14 protein-coding genes are annotated in these 14,760 nt (G+C 61.4%); 5 read left to right on the forward strand and 9 right to left on the reverse strand.

Annotation, left to right across the window (positions count from 1 at the left end; all coding sequences use genetic code 11):
* The first annotated feature begins 6 nt into the window (after nucleotides 1–6).
* Together C3938_RS03940 and rpsT are read left to right on the forward strand one after the other, a co-directional pair.
* Nucleotides 7–2,073, forward strand: coding sequence for an ATP-binding protein (locus tag C3938_RS03940; RefSeq protein WP_105101928.1), 2,067 nt, complete (start codon nucleotides 7–9; stop codon nucleotides 2,071–2,073).
* A gap of 147 nt (nucleotides 2,074–2,220) precedes the next feature.
* On the forward strand, nucleotides 2,221–2,487 hold the full coding sequence (gene rpsT / locus C3938_RS03945; protein ID WP_105101929.1) for a 30S ribosomal protein S20: 267 nt from the start codon (nucleotides 2,221–2,223) through the stop codon (nucleotides 2,485–2,487).
* Nucleotides 2,488–2,616: 129 nt separating this feature from the next.
* Here the strand turns inward: rpsT and proB are convergent, their stop codons facing one another.
* From proB to rplU, 4 genes are all read right to left on the reverse strand, one after another.
* Complete coding sequence (proB, locus tag C3938_RS03950; protein WP_105101930.1) at nucleotides 2,617–3,750, reverse strand: glutamate 5-kinase; 1,134 nt, start codon at nucleotides 3,748–3,750, stop codon at nucleotides 2,617–2,619.
* A 73-nt stretch (nucleotides 3,751–3,823) separates the two neighbouring features.
* On the reverse strand, nucleotides 3,824–5,029 hold the full coding sequence (gene cgtA / locus C3938_RS03955) for an Obg family GTPase CgtA (RefSeq protein WP_105101931.1): 1,206 nt from the start codon (nucleotides 5,027–5,029) through the stop codon (nucleotides 3,824–3,826).
* A 130-nt stretch (nucleotides 5,030–5,159) separates the two neighbouring features.
* A complete protein-coding gene (rpmA, locus tag C3938_RS03960) occupies nucleotides 5,160–5,417 on the reverse strand; it encodes a 50S ribosomal protein L27 (RefSeq protein ID WP_010132157.1) in 258 nt (85 codons plus the stop codon).
* 18 nt (nucleotides 5,418–5,435) lie between these two features.
* Nucleotides 5,436–5,747, reverse strand: a complete 312-nt coding sequence (gene rplU, locus C3938_RS03965; RefSeq protein WP_105101932.1) for a 50S ribosomal protein L21 — start codon at nucleotides 5,745–5,747, stop codon at nucleotides 5,436–5,438.
* Nucleotides 5,748–6,072: 325 nt separating this feature from the next.
* Between rplU and ispB the strand changes: the two genes are divergently transcribed.
* Nucleotides 6,073–7,035, forward strand: a complete 963-nt coding sequence (gene ispB, locus C3938_RS03970; protein WP_105101933.1) for an octaprenyl diphosphate synthase — start codon at nucleotides 6,073–6,075, stop codon at nucleotides 7,033–7,035.
* Nucleotides 7,036–7,436: 401 nt separating this feature from the next.
* Here ispB and C3938_RS03975 read toward each other — a convergent pair whose 3' ends face one another.
* Both C3938_RS03975 and galU read right to left on the reverse strand, forming a co-directional pair.
* Entirely contained in the window at nucleotides 7,437–8,786 is a 1,350-nt protein-coding gene (locus C3938_RS03975) for a phosphomannomutase (RefSeq protein WP_105101934.1), read from the reverse strand.
* Between the two features lies 1 nt (nucleotide 8,787).
* On the reverse strand, nucleotides 8,788–9,624 hold the full coding sequence (gene galU / locus C3938_RS03980; RefSeq protein ID WP_105101935.1) for a UTP--glucose-1-phosphate uridylyltransferase GalU: 837 nt from the start codon (nucleotides 9,622–9,624) through the stop codon (nucleotides 8,788–8,790).
* Nucleotides 9,625–9,894: 270 nt separating this feature from the next.
* On the opposite strand from galU, the gene fabA reads away from it, so the two are divergent.
* Together fabA and fabB are read left to right on the forward strand one after the other, a co-directional pair.
* The gene (gene fabA / locus C3938_RS03985; RefSeq protein ID WP_105103213.1) at nucleotides 9,895–10,419 is read left to right on the forward strand and encodes a 3-hydroxyacyl-[acyl-carrier-protein] dehydratase FabA; all 525 of its coding nucleotides are present in this window, start codon (nucleotides 9,895–9,897) and stop codon (nucleotides 10,417–10,419) included.
* Between the two features lie 76 nt (nucleotides 10,420–10,495).
* The gene (gene fabB / locus C3938_RS03990; protein WP_105101936.1) at nucleotides 10,496–11,719 is read left to right on the forward strand and encodes a beta-ketoacyl-ACP synthase I; all 1,224 of its coding nucleotides are present in this window, start codon (nucleotides 10,496–10,498) and stop codon (nucleotides 11,717–11,719) included.
* An 81-nt stretch (nucleotides 11,720–11,800) separates the two neighbouring features.
* Here the strand turns inward: fabB and C3938_RS03995 are convergent, their stop codons facing one another.
* The 3 genes from C3938_RS03995 to C3938_RS04005 form a co-directional block, all read right to left on the reverse strand.
* Complete coding sequence (locus C3938_RS03995; protein WP_105101937.1) at nucleotides 11,801–12,661, reverse strand: sugar nucleotide-binding protein; 861 nt, start codon at nucleotides 12,659–12,661, stop codon at nucleotides 11,801–11,803.
* A gap of 17 nt (nucleotides 12,662–12,678) precedes the next feature.
* Complete coding sequence (ssb, locus tag C3938_RS04000; RefSeq protein ID WP_105101938.1) at nucleotides 12,679–13,245, reverse strand: single-stranded DNA-binding protein; 567 nt, start codon at nucleotides 13,243–13,245, stop codon at nucleotides 12,679–12,681.
* Nucleotides 13,246–13,461: 216 nt separating this feature from the next.
* Nucleotides 13,462–14,634, reverse strand: coding sequence for an MFS transporter (locus tag C3938_RS04005; protein ID WP_105101939.1), 1,173 nt, complete (start codon nucleotides 14,632–14,634; stop codon nucleotides 13,462–13,464).
* Nucleotides 14,635–14,760 lie beyond the last annotated feature (126 nt).

Below are 14,760 nucleotides of genomic sequence, written 5' to 3' on the forward strand. Positions count from 1 at the left end.
AAGCACATGAACCTGCGTCGCCAACTGGTCCTGCTGAGTCTCTGCACCCTGGCCCTGCCCTGGGCCAGCTGCCAGTACCTGCGCCAGGTGGATCAGGCTCTCGCCCAGGGGCAGATACAGACGCTGGAGGCCACCGGCAACGCCATCGCCGCGCGCCTCGCCAGCGTGCCGGAATTGATTGCACCGGACGCCCGCCGCAACGGCCGCCCGCCCGGTGCCCAGCTCTACCTGAACCCACTGCCACAAGCCCCGATTCTGGATGGCTATGGTGAAGAGTGGCGGGCACTGCGCCTGCAACCCCGCCAGTTGCTCGACCAGGATGGCGCCCCCTTCGCGCAGGTCACCCTCGGTCGCCATGGCAGCCAGCTCTATCTGCTGCTCACCGCCAGCGACCGCAGCCCCAACTACCACGACCCGCGCCACAGCGGCGTCTCCAGCGGCGACACGGTGGAGATATACACCGCCCGCCAGCAATACTCGCTGCCAGTAGCGAGCCAGGGCCCGGTACAGGCCATGTGGTACAACCCTCGCCGCGGACAGTATGAGCGTGAGCTCCGCATCCGCGGCCGCTGGACCGCCTCCCCGCACGGCTACCAGCTGGAACTGACTCTTCCCGCGTCACTAGGCGACGGCGAACTCGCCATCCGCGTGCTGGACCGGACAGACAGCAACGGCGGCACTCCGGCGCGGCTCACCAGCACGCTGCCGAGTGACGGCCGCCCAGGCGTACTGGTGGAGCCATTGCCACAACTGCAGCGGGAACTGGAACATTTCGCGCGCCCGGAGCTGCAACTGACGGTGGTGGACCAGGAGGGGTTCCTGCTCGCTCGCACCGGCCGCAACGGGTATGACGATCATATCCAGGAGGCCCCCTCCACCAGCTCGGTGCAACCCTGGTTGCGGGAGTGGTTCTACCGCAAGGTGCTCGCCACCGACTCGCTGCCACGACTCCCCGAGGACCAGCTTCCCGTCAGCCTCACCCGCAACCGGGAAACCGCCAGCCAGTGGTTCAGCGCCCCGGAAGAAAGCGCCCGCGCACCGGGCGACGAGCGCATCGGCGCAGTCAGCGTACCCGTGGTGACCCGCGCCGATGACATCATTGAGCGCCCACTGCTGGGGCGAGTCATCGCTACCCAGTCCGCCAGCGCGCTACAGTCCCTCACGGAATCGGCCGCCCGGCGCCTGTGGCTCACCACCGCCGGCGCCGCCGGCCTGGTCCTGCTGTTACTGCTGGGCTACGCCAGCTGGCTGTCCTGGCGCATCCGCCAGTTACACCGGGCCGCGAGCAATGCGGTGGATGCCAGCGGACGACTGCGTGGGGATTTTCCGCGGCCCTTCGTCAACGACGAGCTCGGCGCGCTCAACCGTGCCTTCGCCAGCCTGCTGGCGGAACTGGACCACTACCACCAGTACCTGCGCAGCCTCGCGAGCAAACTCTCTCACGAGCTGCGCACACCGCTGGCCGTGGTCCGCTCCTCCCTCGACAATCTCGCTGCCGGCGACCTCGATAGCGACAGCCGGCGTTACGCCGAGCGGGCGGCGGATGGCGGCGCGCGCCTGTCGTCGATCCTCAATGCACTCTCGGCGGCGAATCACCTGGAGGCGAGCATCAGCCAGGCCGACCGCGAGGATTTCGATCTCGCGGACCTGATACAGGTACTCAGCCAGAGCTACGCGGACGCCCACCCCGGCCACCGTTTTGAACTGCAGGGCCCGGACACCCCCCAACCCTTCCACGGTGCGCCGGAGCTGCTGGCACAATTGCTGGACAAGCTGGTGGATAATGCCGTGAGCTTCGCGCCAGAGGGCAGCGCTATCCAGATGACACTGACGGCCGAACGCAAGAATTACCTCCTGAGCGTCAGTAACACTGGACCGCTGCTACCACAGGGATTCGGTCAGAAGCTGTTCGACTCTCTGGTCTCAGTTCGCGACGACGGCGGCAAAGCCGGCCACCTGGGCCTGGGACTGCATATTGCCCGCCTGATTGCCGACTTCCATCACGGCGAGCTCAGCGCCGCCAACCGCGAAGACGGCAGTGGAGTCACCTTCACCCTGCGCCTGCCCCGCTGAATCCCGGCCGATTCGGGCGTCGGCAAGCCGGCCACAAACTCAGCGTGCGAGCGGTTGACAAACAAACAATGCTGGGGATAATGTCGCGTCCCAAACGGGCCCCCGGCCCGATTGTTCGAGTTATCAAGATCCAGACAGGAGCAACCGGTGGCCAACTCACCTCAAGCGAAGAAACGCGCGCGCCAGAACGACAAGCGCCGCAATCACAACGCCAGTCTGCGCTCCATGGTGCGCACCTACATCAAAAAGGTAGTTGCAGCCATCGATGCAGGTGACGCTGAAAAAGCCAAAACCGCTTACGCGGCTGCTGTGCCGGTCATCGACCGCATGGCCGACAAAGGCATCATTCACAAGAACAAGGCTGCTCGTCACAAGAGCCGCCTGAACGCCCAGATCAAGAAACTGGCCGCCTGAGCCGATTTCTGACTGAGCACAAAAAACCCCGCAATTGCGGGGTTTTTTATTGCCTGGAATAACGTGCGGATTCGCCAATGAAGGTACCGACATCGGTACCGCCATCCGGCCTTTCGATTACCCACCAAATCACAACAGGATCAGGTTGTCGCGATGAATCAGCTCGTCGTCATCGCGATACCCCAGCAACGCCACAATCCGCTCAGACGACTGACCGCAAATCTTGACCGCCTCGCTGCTGTCGTAGTTCACCAACCCTCGCGCGACCTCCTCGCCATCGGCATTGACACAACTCACCAGTTCGCCGCGATGAAAGCGGCCCTCGATACCCACCACGCCCACCGGCAACAGGCTCTTGCCCTGATTGCGCAGCGCGCGCTCGGCCCCGGCGTCCAGGTAGAGCTTGCCTCGCACCTGTAGCTGCCCCGCCAGCCAGCGCTTACGCGCCGTCAGCGGGTCCGCCTCAGGCATTAGCAAGGTACCGATATCTTCCCCCGCCGCCACACGCTCGATCACCGACTCGATGGAGCCACCAACGATCACCGTGCGCGCCCCGGAGCGCGCCGCCAGCTGGGCCGCACGCACCTTGGTGGACATACCGCCGCGCCCCAGGCCACTGCGGGAACCTCCCGCCATTGCCACCAGCCGAGGATCGGTGGCCACCGCCTCGCGCACCAGCTCCGCCTCGGGGTTATCGCGCGGATCCTCCGTGAACAGGCCATCCGCGTCAGTGAGAATCAAGAGCACATCCGCCTCCACCAGGTTGGCCACAAGGGCCCCCAGGGTGTCGTTGTCGCCGAAGCGGATCTCGTCAGTGACCACCGTGTCATTTTCATTGATGATCGGTACCGCCCCCAGCGACAGCAGGGTGCGCAGGGTGCTGCGGGCATTGAGATAGCGGGTGCGATTGGAAAGATCATCGTGGTCCAGCAGGATCTGCGCAGTACGGCAGTCATACTGACCGAACGCGTGCTCGTACACCTGTACCAGATGGCTCTGGCCGACGGCGGCGGCCGCCTGCAATTGATGGATGGACTCCGGGCGCTTGCGCCAACCCAGGCGATCCATACCCGCAGCCACGGCGCCAGAGGAAACCAGCAGCACTTCAATGCCCTGTCGGCGCAGGGCACTGATCTGACCGGCCCAGTTGTGGATCGCGGCGCGGTTGACGCCGCGCCCATTGTCGGTGAGCAATGCGCTGCCGATCTTGATCACCCAGCGCTTGCTGGCGGAAAGTTGCTGACGCGACGCAATGGAGTCCATTTCTTCCTCATATCAGGACACGCCCCTGCGGGTCGTACCTGTATCAGGACAATCCTCTGAATGGGCGGAAATCTTAGCGACGATATTCTACATCCACGTCGTACTCATCGTCGTCCCAATCTTCATCGTCCTCGTCACTTTCTTCAGCACCCAGGCGCCTGGCACGCTGAGCCAGACGCACTTCCTCGATGCGCTCGCGCGCCTCCTGCTGCATCTGACGCTGCGCTTCCTGCTCCGCCTCGAACAGATCGCCATCCAGCTCTTCCCGCTGCTTCACGTCTTCGAGGTAATCCATCAACTGACCGGAGAGCACATCGGTCCCCTCACCGCGAATGGCGGCGACGCGGAACACCGGCCCCTGCCAGCCGAGGGCGCTGACGATTGACTGGCAGCGCTCCTCGAGCTCAGCCGCCGGCACCAGGTCGGTCTTGTTCAATACCAGCCAGCGCTCGCGACCGGCCAGGGTCGGGCTAAAGGATTTCAGCTCGCGCTCGATGGCGAGCGCATTCTGCACCGGGTCGGAGCCGTCGAACGGCGCCAGGTCCACCAGGTGCAGCAGCACGCGGCAGCGGGTCAGATGCTTGAGGAAACGGATACCCAGCCCCGCCCCCTCAGAGGCACCCTCGATCAGACCGGGGATATCGGCGATCACAAAGCTGCGGTATTTCTGCACCTTCACCACGCCCAGGTTTGGCACCAGGGTGGTGAACGGATAATTCGCCACTTTCGGCTTGGCCGCGGACACGGCGCGGATAAAGGTGGACTTGCCCGCATTCGGCAGGCCGAGCATGCCCACATCCGCCAGCACCTTGAGCTCCAGCTTTAGATGGCGGAACTCACCGGGGTAGCCCGGCGTGGTCTGGCGCGGCGCGCGGTTGGTACTGGACTTGAAACGGGTGTTACCGATGCCGTGGAAGCCGCCCTGGGCCACCAGCAGTTTCTGCCCGGGCTCCAGCAGGTCACCGAGAGTCTCACCGGTATCCACGTCGATCGCAGTGGTACCCACCGGCACTTTCAGCACCAGATCCTCACCCTTGGCACCGGTACAGTTGCGACCGCGCCCAGGCTCGCCGTTCTCAGCCTGATGGTTGGGCTGAAAGCGGTAGTCCACCAGGGTATTCAGGGAATCGTCGGCCAACAGATACACGGAGCCGCCGTCGCCGCCGTCACCGCCATCGGGACCACCCTTGGCGATGAATTTCTCGCGCCAGAAGCTGCAACACCCTTTACCGCCGTTGCCGGCCTGCACCTTGATCGGTGCCTCATCTACAAATTTCATGACTCTACTTACCGGTTACCCGGTCTTCAGTGTAATTTGCCCGGAAACAATCCAGAAACAATACAAAAATGCGGGCAAGATACAAAAAAGCCCCGCGATTGCGGGGCTTTTTATCGGACGCTGCGACCGCTTAGGCCGTTTCGATAGAAACGAACTTGCGGTTGTTGGCGCCTTTCACCTCAAACTTCACCACGCCATCGGCGGTAGCGAACAGGGTGTGATCTTTGCCCATACCAACGTTCACACCCGCGTGGAACTTGGTACCGCGCTGACGCACGATGATGCTGCCTGCGGAGACAGCCTGACCACCAAAGCGCTTCACGCCCAGGCGTTTACTTTCGGAATCGCGACCGTTGCGCGTACTACCGCCAGCTTTCTTGTGTGCCATGAGTCGTTACTCCTCTGCTTATGCCTTGATGCCAGTGATTTTAACTTCGGTGTACCACTGACGATGACCTTGACGCTTCATGGAGTGCTTACGACGACGGAACTTGATGATTTTCACCTTGTCGCCGCGGCCGTGGCTCAGCACTTCTGCAGTCACCTTGGCACCTTCCACTACGGGCGCACCAATATTGATGGTGTCGCCGTTCACTACCATCAGAACCTTGTCGAAATCGACGGATTCACCGGTAGCGGCTTCAATTTTTTCCAGGCGCAGAACTTCGCCTTCTACAACACGGTGTTGTTTGCCACCGCTTTCAATAACAGCGTACATATTTCTATGCTCCACAAAATGGACGACACGAAGCAGCGGCAGGGTCGAATCACCATCATCCGGTGACTGACAAGCCAGCATTTTGGGAGCTTGCGCCGTTTGGTTAAAACGTCTTCCCGACTCTGGACCACCCCATGGACTAACATGGCAAACGGGCCCGGTTCGAGCGGGGCGCAGATTCTAATCAATTCAGCCGCCCGGCACAATAGCGCGTTTTTCAGACAGCCAAACCCTTGCGCTTCCCTCCCCGGCCTTTCCGCCCGGGGCCAAAACCGCTAGTCTTGCCGCCGATAGAACACCAAAGTGCTGTATTAAGGAACCCTGCATGCTGCCTTTCCACCAGGTAGCCGCCGACGATTTTGCGGCGGTCAATCAGACCATCATCGACCAACTGCACTCAGACGTTCCCCTGGTGGAGAACATTGGCCACTATCTGGTCGAGGCCGGCGGCAAGCGCCTGCGCCCGCTGCTGGTACTGCTGTGCGCCCGCGCCGCCGGCTACCGGGGCGAGGATCATATTCCGCTGGCGGCGATCATCGAATTCATCCATACCGCGACGCTGCTGCACGACGATGTGGTGGACACCTCGGATATGCGCCGCGGCCGCATCACCGCCAATGCCCAGTGGGGCAATGCGCCGGCGGTGCTTGTGGGCGACTTCCTCTATTCCCGCGCCTTCCAGATGATGGTGGCCCTGAAGGATATGGACATCATGGCGATCCTGTCCGATACCACCAACACCATTGCCGAGGGTGAGGTGCAGCAGCTGGTGAATGCGGGCGATCCTGCGGTCACTGAAGCCAATTACCTGAGCGTTATCCATAAGAAAACCGGCGCGCTGTTCGAAGCGGCCTGTGAAACCGCAGCGGTTCTGGCCGGCTGCAGCGCGGACGAACGCGAATCCCTGAAACTCTATGGTCGCCATCTGGGTTCCGCGTTCCAGCTGGTGGACGATGCGCTGGATTACCGCGGCAATTCCGAAGAGCTGGGCAAGAATGTGGGCGACGACCTGGCCGAGGGCAAGCCCACCCTGCCACTGATTTATGCGATGGCGAATGGCACGGAAGAACAGGCCGCGCTGGTGCGCGAGGCGATCGAGCAGAAATCCGCGGACAAACTAAATGAGATTGTTGCGGTCATCGACGCTTGCGGTGCGCTGGATTACACCTTTGACCGCGCCCGGAAGGAAGTGGAACTCGCTCTGGAGAAACTTGAGTTTTTGTCGGATGGGGAGCACAAGACTGCACTTCGACAGTTAGCGGAATTTTCGATTCAGCGGACGACCTAATAAAAAGCCCCGGAAATCCCGGGGCTTTTTGTTTGTGGTTCTGAAGCGGGTCCTGTGGCGGCGGGGCACCGGGTGCGGGTCTTCAGGACCGCTGTGAATACGTCCCTGTACGCTGCGTCGGCAACATCCCTGTTGCCGACGCTCCTGAAAACCCGCACCCGGCACCCCGCCTTCGCATCGAAATTTTTTACTTCGGCCCAAGAGGTAAGTACGAAGTACAAAAATTCAATGCGAAGGCCCTGATATCGGGTACAGCTTTGCGAGACCTTCCGCGAGAGGGACCTCGCGGAAGAGCCCCCATGGATGGGTTGAGGGGGGGCGCCTAGCTCGTGTCTCGCAAGGCAGAACCCGATAGCAGGGGCGCCACCTGACTACTCTACGGAGCCCCTCTCAAAAACCACTTATCCCCGAATCAGAGCCAACAACTCCTCAGTCTTGGCCTTCATCAACGCCTCATCCCCACGGGACTCGACATTCAAACGCACAACCGGCTCGGTGTTGGACATTCGCAGGTTGAAACGCCAATCGTCAAAGGCAACGCTCAGACCATCCACATGCTCGACGCTGTTGGCACCGGCCGCGTACTTCTCTTCCGCCGCCTGCAATAGGGCTTTCGGGTCGACAACCTTGGAATTGATTTCACCACTGCACGGGAAGGCTTTCATGCGCTCACCTACCAGTTGCGACAAAGGTTTGCCGCTGCGGCTCACCAGCTCCGCCACCAGCAGCCAGGGGATCATGCCGCTGTCGCAGTAAGCGAAATCGCGGAAGTAGTGGTGAGCGCTCATCTCGCCGCCGTAAATCGCGTCTTCCTTGCGCATACGCTCCTTGATAAACGCGTGGCCGGTTTTGCTCTGTACCGGCTCGCCGCCCGCGGCTTTCACGATATCTTCGGTGTTCCAGGTCAGGCGTGGGTCGTGTACCACTTTGGCCCCCGGGTGCTTGGCGAGGAAGGCTTCCGCCAGCAGGCCGACGACGTAGTAGCCCTCGATAAACTCACCACTCTCATCAAAGAAGAAACAGCGGTCGAAGTCACCGTCCCAGGCGATACCGAAATCCGCGCCGCTCTCGCGTACCGCAACCGCGGTGGACTCGCGATTTTCAGGCAGAATCGGGTTGGGGATGCCGTTGGGGAAGCTGCCATCGGGTTCATGGTGCACACGCACGAATTCAAACGGCAGGTGGGGAGCAAGAGCGTCCACTACGGAACCGGCGCCGCCATTACCGGCATTGACCACAAGCTTCAGCGGTTTCAGTGCGGAAACATCCACGTAACCCAGCAGGTGTTTTACGAAATCACTGCGATGCCCGAACGTGTGCAGTGCGCCGCGGTGTTCTACCGCAGTGAAATTATTGTCTTCCGCCAGTTTCTTGATATCCAGCAAACCGGTGTCACCACTGATCGGCTGAGAGCCGGCGCGCACGAACTTCATGCCGTTGTAGTCCATGGGGTTGTGACTTGCGGTCACACAGATACCGCCGTCGAAGTCGCCATGAAAGGTGGAGAAATAGATCTCTTCAGTACCGCATTCCCCAATGTGGAATACATCCGCGCCGGCATCGCGCAGACCATCGGCCAGGGCATCGGTCAGCTCGCCGCTGGTGAGGCGAATATCGTGGCCCACCACAACACGGCGCGCACCCAGAAACTGGGCAAAAGCGCGGCCCACGCGATAGGCCACATCGGTGTTCAGTTCATCCGGCACGCGGCCGCGCAGATCGTACGCTTTAAAACAGGTCAACTCAGACATCTCAGCCCTTTTCCCCCGGTAAATACATTGTTTTGTAGACGTGATTGGTCGCTTCGATAAAACCGTCGACTGAACCGCAGTCGAAGCGGCGCCCCTTGAATTGATACGCGAGCACGCAACCGCGCTGTGCCTGTGTCAGCAGCGCGTCGGTGATCTGCACCTCACCGTTCTTCCCCGCAGGCGTTTCGCGAATCAATTCAAAAATATCCGGTGTGAGAATGTAACGACCAATGATGGCCATATTGCTCGGCGCATCTTCCGCCGCCGGCTTCTCCACCATATTGGTAACCTGATACAGGCCCGGCTTGATTTCATTGCCGGCAATAACGCCGAACTTGTGGATCTGATCCTGCGGCACTTCTTCCACCGCAACGATGCTGCAGCGAAACTGTTTGTACAGCTGCACCATCTGTCCGAGTACGCCGAGGCCGTCGTTGAGACACAGATCATCGGCGAGCACCACCGCAAAGGCTTCGTCGCCAATAAGCCGCTGCCCTTGCAGGATGGCATCGCCAAGACCACGCATTTCACCCTGGCGGGTATAGGAAAAGCTGGCGCTGTCGATCACCTTGCGTACGCAGTCGAGGTAGCGCTCTTTGCCGGTACCAGCAATCTGGTGTTCCAGCTCAAAGTTGGTGTCGAAATGGTCTTCGATGGCGCGCTTGCCGCGCCCGGTGACAAAACCAATCTCGGTCAATCCGGCCTCGATGGCCTCCTCTACGCCGTATTGCACCAGCGGCTTGTTGACCAGCGGCAGCATTTCCTTGGGCATGGCCTTGGTCGCGGGCAGGAAACGGGTACCGTAGCCCGCCACCGGAAAAAGACACTTTTTGAGCATGACACGCCTCACTAACATTCTTCCTCAGCGCCACCCCGCGCCGGTTGGCCGCAAGTTATCACAAAACCATGACAATGATCAGGCAAGATTCGGACCGCTCCGGAAGCCGGGGCAAACTGGCAAGATGTCCGGAGTTTCGCGCCACAGAGGGTGGGTCAAGGGCTATTTGAGACAGTTCCAGTCACAAAAAGGGTTATGACTGACTGGACAAGCTATCCTTAGCCCTTAGAATGCCGGCTCGTGTAAAGAATGCCCAAAATCGGGGACCCAATGAGTAATTTCGTTCAAAAAAGCAGCTACACCCGCGAAGAACTCCTGGCCTGTGGCCGTGGAGAAATGTTCGGCCCGGGCAACGCCCAGCTGCCAGCCCCCAATATGCTGATGCTGGACCGCATCACTCACATTGCCAAAGACGGTGGCGAGTTCGGCAAAGGCGAGCTGATCGCCGAGCTGGATATCACTCCGGACCTGTGGTTTTTTGACTGCCACTTCCCCGGCGACCCGGTAATGCCTGGCTGTCTCGGCCTAGACGCTATGTGGCAGCTGTTGGGTTACTTCCTCGCCTGGAAAGGAAACCCCGGCCGCGGTCGCGCCCTGGGCTGTGGCGAGGTGAAGTTCACCGGCCAGATCCTACCGACCAACAAAAAGGTTACTTACCATATCCAGATGAGCCGCCTGGTAGAGCGCAAGCTGGTGATGGGCATCGGCAACGGTTCCGTGTCCGTCGACGGCCGCGAAATCTACACCGCCAAGGATTTGCGTGTAGGCCTGTTTACCCGTACCGACAACTTTTGATCCGGCAACGGGTCAAACCAGCGTCTGTCACATAAAAAAATAACAATTCACACAACAAGTTTTACTGGAGATCACTATGCGCCGGGTAGTCATTACCGGAATGGGCATCACTTCCTGCATCGGTAACAATACGCAGGAAGTGCTGGCCTCCCTGAAGGCCGGCCGCAGCGGCATCCGCTTTATGGACGAATACGCCGAGCTGGGCCTGCGCAGCCAGGTCGCTGGCGTTGTCGATATCGATTTCAAGGAACACATCGACCGCAAGCACCTGCGCTTTATGGGCGACTCCGCTGCCTACGCGTACATTGCCATGGCTGAAGCCATCGCCATGGCGGGCCTGGAAGAGTCCGACATTTCCAATGTCCGCACCGGTCTGGTGATGGGCTCCGGCGGTACCTCCACCGCAGCCATCATCGAGTCCGCCGAGATCACCAAGACCCGAGGTGTGCGCAAGGTCGGCGCCTTCCGCGTGCCCCAGGTCATGGGCAGCACCGTGTCCGCGTGTCTCGCCACCCCGTTCAAGATCAAGGGCGTGAACTACTCCATTTCTTCCGCCTGTGCCACGTCCGCGCACTGTATCGGCAACGGCGCAGAGCTGATCCAGATGGGCAAGCAGGACATCGTGTTTGCCGGTGGCGGTGAAGAGCTGGCCTGGAGTCTGACCCACCTGTTCGACGCCATGGGCGCGCTGTCGTCCAAGTACAACGACACCCCCACCAAGGCCTCCCGCCCCTACGACGCCAACCGCGACGGTTTCGTGATTGCCGGCGGCGGCGGCTGTGTGGTGCTGGAAGAGTATGAACACGCCAAGGCCCGCGGCGCCAACATCATTGCCGAACTGGTGGGCTACGGTGCCACTTCCGACGGCTACGACATGGTGGCGCCCAGCGGTGAAGGCGCAGCGCGCTGTATGCAGCAGGCGCTGGCCGGCATGGATGGCAAGGGTCTGGAAGGCAACGTGGACTACATCAACACCCACGGCACCTCCACTCCGGTGGGCGACGTGGCCGAGCTGCGCGCGATGAAAGAAGTGTTTGGGGACAAGGTGCCAGCTTTCGCTTCCACCAAGTCTCTCACCGGTCATTCGCTGGGCGCCGCCGGCGTACAGGAAGCCATCTACACCCTGCTGATGATGCAGAACGGCTTTATCGCCGCTTCTGCCAATGTGGAGACGGTAGACGAAGCCGCCGAGGGCCTCGACCTGGTCACCGAGCTGCGCGAGACGGAGATCCGCCGTGCGCTCTCCAACAGCTTCGGCTTCGGTGGCACCAACGCCAGCCTGATCTTCGACAAGATCTGATCCCCGGCACACCGCAAAAACAAAAGGGCGAGCCGCATTGCGACTCGCCCTTTTTTTTGGCCCGCCCGACTGGCAGCGACCTCAGTTCTCCGCCTTCTGCAACCGCTCCAGCCACAGCTCTACCTGGCGCGTCAGTCCCTGCCGCCAGCTGCGCTGCTGGATGCCGAACACATCCCGCAAGCGCTCGCAGCTCAACACCGAGGAGCGATCCTCAGGCACGGGTTCGACAGCCCGCAGGTCCGCGGCATAATCTTCTCCGTACAGAGAGCGCACGCGATCAACCACCTCGCAACCAAACTCCATGGCACTGCAGTTGTCCGCCGAACCGTAATGATAAATACCGGATTTCGGCGCGCCACTGGCCAGCTGCTGGGTCACGGCAACCACCACCCTCACCAGATCGGCCACAGTCACCGGATTACCACGGCTCACATCGTCGAGGGTAACTGGCTTGCCGTTCAGCAAACTGCGGATGACCCGCGCCAGAAGGGCGCGCTCGCTGCGGTCCACCTGCCACCCGAGGCGCAGAATACTGACATTGCGTTCCTCAAGGCTGTCACCCGCCAGAATCTGCTCGCAAGCCAGCCAGTGCCGCCCGATCTCCGAACTGGGCTCGGGTACGGTTTCCTCGTCAATTTTCTTGCTGCGGGCACGCCCAAACACCCCGTAGGAAGAGAGGTGCAGCAGCGCAGCGTATGGCTGGTCCCGCAGAGCCTCACACACGGCACGGGCTTCGCTCATGTAGGCGCTACCCGCGCAGGCAGCAGCATTGATCACAATGACACCCGCTCGACTGGCAATGGGGGCCGCCGCGAGCTGCTCGAGCCCCAGCAACTGCACCCGGAAACCGACCTTCTGCAGCCCCTTCTGCAAGGGGCCGTCAATGGCGTTACCGGCGCCGATCAGCGCGATGGTATCCGGCTGATATCCCGTGTGATGCATGGAAGAACCCGCTCTGATCAGAAGGGGATATCGTCGTCGAAGCTGTTATCGAATCCACCCATCGGCGCCGGATTATTGGCGGGGCGATTCTGCGGCTGATTCTGGGATTGATTGGACGGCGCCATCGGAGAGGGCGCGGAGCGGCCCTGGGCGTATTCATCCTGGTAACCGCCCTGGTTGTAATCGTTCTGCTGTGAATAGCCGCCACCCTGGCCGCCCTGCGGATAACCGCCTCCCTGTTCACCTCGGCCGTCCAGCATCTGCATTTCGCTGGCGACGATCTCGGTGGTATAGCGATCCTGGCCACTCTGCTTGTCCTGCCACTTGCGGGTGCGCAGGGAGCCTTCCAGATAGACTTTGCTGCCCTTGCGCAGGTACTCACCGGCGATTTCCGCCAGGCGGTTGAAGAACACTACACGGTGCCACTCGGTGCGCTCCTGCTGCTGGCCGGTCTGCTTGTCTTTCCAGGTCTCGGACGTCGCCAGGGTCACATTGGTGACGGCGCCGCCACTGGGCATGTAGCGGGTTTCCGGGTCGCCGCCCAGGTTGCCAATAAGAATTACTTTGTTAACGCCCCTGGCCATAAGCCTCTCCTCTCGATGGGCCCGCCTGCGGGCCCCTATCATTGTTCAAAGGTTCAGAGTTAAAAATTCAGTTTCGCGAAATCACTGGCACGACCGGTCATTCACCGGTAGCCAGCCTCTTCAACGGTGTATTTTTATCCAGCAGCATACAACACTCGGGAGGGAGCCGTCACCGCTGCGCCAAGCCACTCAGCCACCGGTGGAAAATGATCCCACTCAGCGGCTCGCAAGCGGTACGCGGGCACCACGCATCTGCCACCAGGCAATGGACCACACCACCAGAATACCGAGGGCGAGGGTCGCCACAGCACCCGCGCCACCGAGGCCGTACATCACACCGCCGAGACTGCCACCGGCAAACGCGCCGAGAAATTGCAGAGTCGCATAGAGGCCGGTGGCGGCGCCGCGACACTCCGCCGGCGCCACCCGAGTCAGCTGGGCCGGCAATAGTGCCTCCAGCAGGTTGAAGGCGAGGAAGAACACACCCAGGCATACCACAATCCAACGCCCGTGGACCTGGGGCATCAACGCAACGCCGCCGAAGACCAGTCCCAACAGTGCCAGCCGCATGGCCGCGGGCACCTGCCGGCGCTTCTCCGCCGCGCGCATCAGCGGCACCATCAGCACAAAGGCACCCAGCATCAGTGGGCCATAGAGTTTCCAGTGCTGGTCACTGGCCATATGGAGCTGGCCCACCAGCAGGTGCGGTAATGGCACGAACATCATGGTAAGTAGCAGGTGCAGAAAAAACACGCCGCTCACCAGCCGCCACACATCCCCCTGCCCCAGCAGGCGCGAGAAGTCCCCCTGCCCGGGGCCGCGCCGCACCGAGTGCTGAGGGTTTGGCACCAGCCGCCATACCAGAAGAATGCCCACCAGCGCCAGCAGCGCGGTGAGCCAGAAGATGGCCGACAGCCCGCCGAGACCCGCCACCAGCGGCCCCAGTACCACCGCGAGCACGAACGCTACACCGATGGAGGCACCGATCACCGCCATCGCCTTGCCACGATTCTCGTCCCGGGTCAGGTCCGCCGCCAGCGCCATGGTGGCAGCGGCGATGGCACCGGCGCCCTGCAAGATGCGTCCGGCAATCAGGCCGTACACCGAGTCTGTCAGCGCCGCCACCACGCTGCCGATGGCGAATACCGACAACCCGAGAAAGATCACCGGCTTGCGTCCCCAGCGGTCGCTCAGCATCCCCAGAGGGATCTGCAGCAGCGCCTGACTCAGGCCGTACGCACCCAGCGCCAAACCCAGCAGCGCCGGGGTACTGCCGCGGTAATCCGCGCCGTACAGGGACAGCACCGGCAGCACCATAAACAGGCCCAGCATGCGGAAGACATAGAGGGAGGCGAGACCGGCGAGCGCGCGTCGTTCAGTGGCATTCATGCAGGAGAATCCGGAGACAGCGAAAAACGGGGCGCATTGTAACAGCCACGGCGGCAGAGATTGATCCCCCGCCACCTAACGGCTACATGGCGTCACTTTATCGACAAACCCATGTCGATTCTGTCC

Origin of the sequence: Microbulbifer pacificus (assembly GCF_002959965.1) — a bacterium.
Lineage (GTDB): Bacteria > Pseudomonadota > Gammaproteobacteria > Pseudomonadales > Cellvibrionaceae > Microbulbifer > Microbulbifer pacificus_A.

Coding starts and splice junctions, on each gene's coding strand:
- rplU (WP_105101932.1), bottom strand. CDS start 5,747: ATGTACGCTGTTATTGAAAGCGGTGGCAAACAACACCGTGTTGTAGAA.
- cgtA (WP_105101931.1), bottom strand. CDS start 5,029: ATGAAATTTGTAGATGAGGCACCGATCAAGGTGCAGGCCGGCAACGGC.
- C3938_RS04005 (WP_105101939.1), bottom strand. CDS start 14,634: ATGAATGCCACTGAACGACGCGCGCTCGCCGGTCTCGCCTCCCTCTAT.
- fabB (WP_105101936.1), top strand. CDS start 10,496: ATGCGCCGGGTAGTCATTACCGGAATGGGCATCACTTCCTGCATCGGT.
- galU (WP_105101935.1), bottom strand. CDS start 9,624: ATGCTCAAAAAGTGTCTTTTTCCGGTGGCGGGCTACGGTACCCGTTTC.
- C3938_RS03940 (WP_105101928.1), top strand. CDS start 7: ATGAACCTGCGTCGCCAACTGGTCCTGCTGAGTCTCTGCACCCTGGCC.
- proB (WP_105101930.1), bottom strand. CDS start 3,750: ATGGACTCCATTGCGTCGCGTCAGCAACTTTCCGCCAGCAAGCGCTGG.
- fabA (WP_105103213.1), top strand. CDS start 9,895: ATGAGTAATTTCGTTCAAAAAAGCAGCTACACCCGCGAAGAACTCCTG.
- C3938_RS03995 (WP_105101937.1), bottom strand. CDS start 12,661: ATGCATCACACGGGATATCAGCCGGATACCATCGCGCTGATCGGCGCC.
- C3938_RS03975 (WP_105101934.1), bottom strand. CDS start 8,786: ATGTCTGAGTTGACCTGTTTTAAAGCGTACGATCTGCGCGGCCGCGTG.
- ispB (WP_105101933.1), top strand. CDS start 6,073: ATGCTGCCTTTCCACCAGGTAGCCGCCGACGATTTTGCGGCGGTCAAT.
- rpmA (WP_010132157.1), bottom strand. CDS start 5,417: ATGGCACACAAGAAAGCTGGCGGTAGTACGCGCAACGGTCGCGATTCC.
- ssb (WP_105101938.1), bottom strand. CDS start 13,245: ATGGCCAGGGGCGTTAACAAAGTAATTCTTATTGGCAACCTGGGCGGC.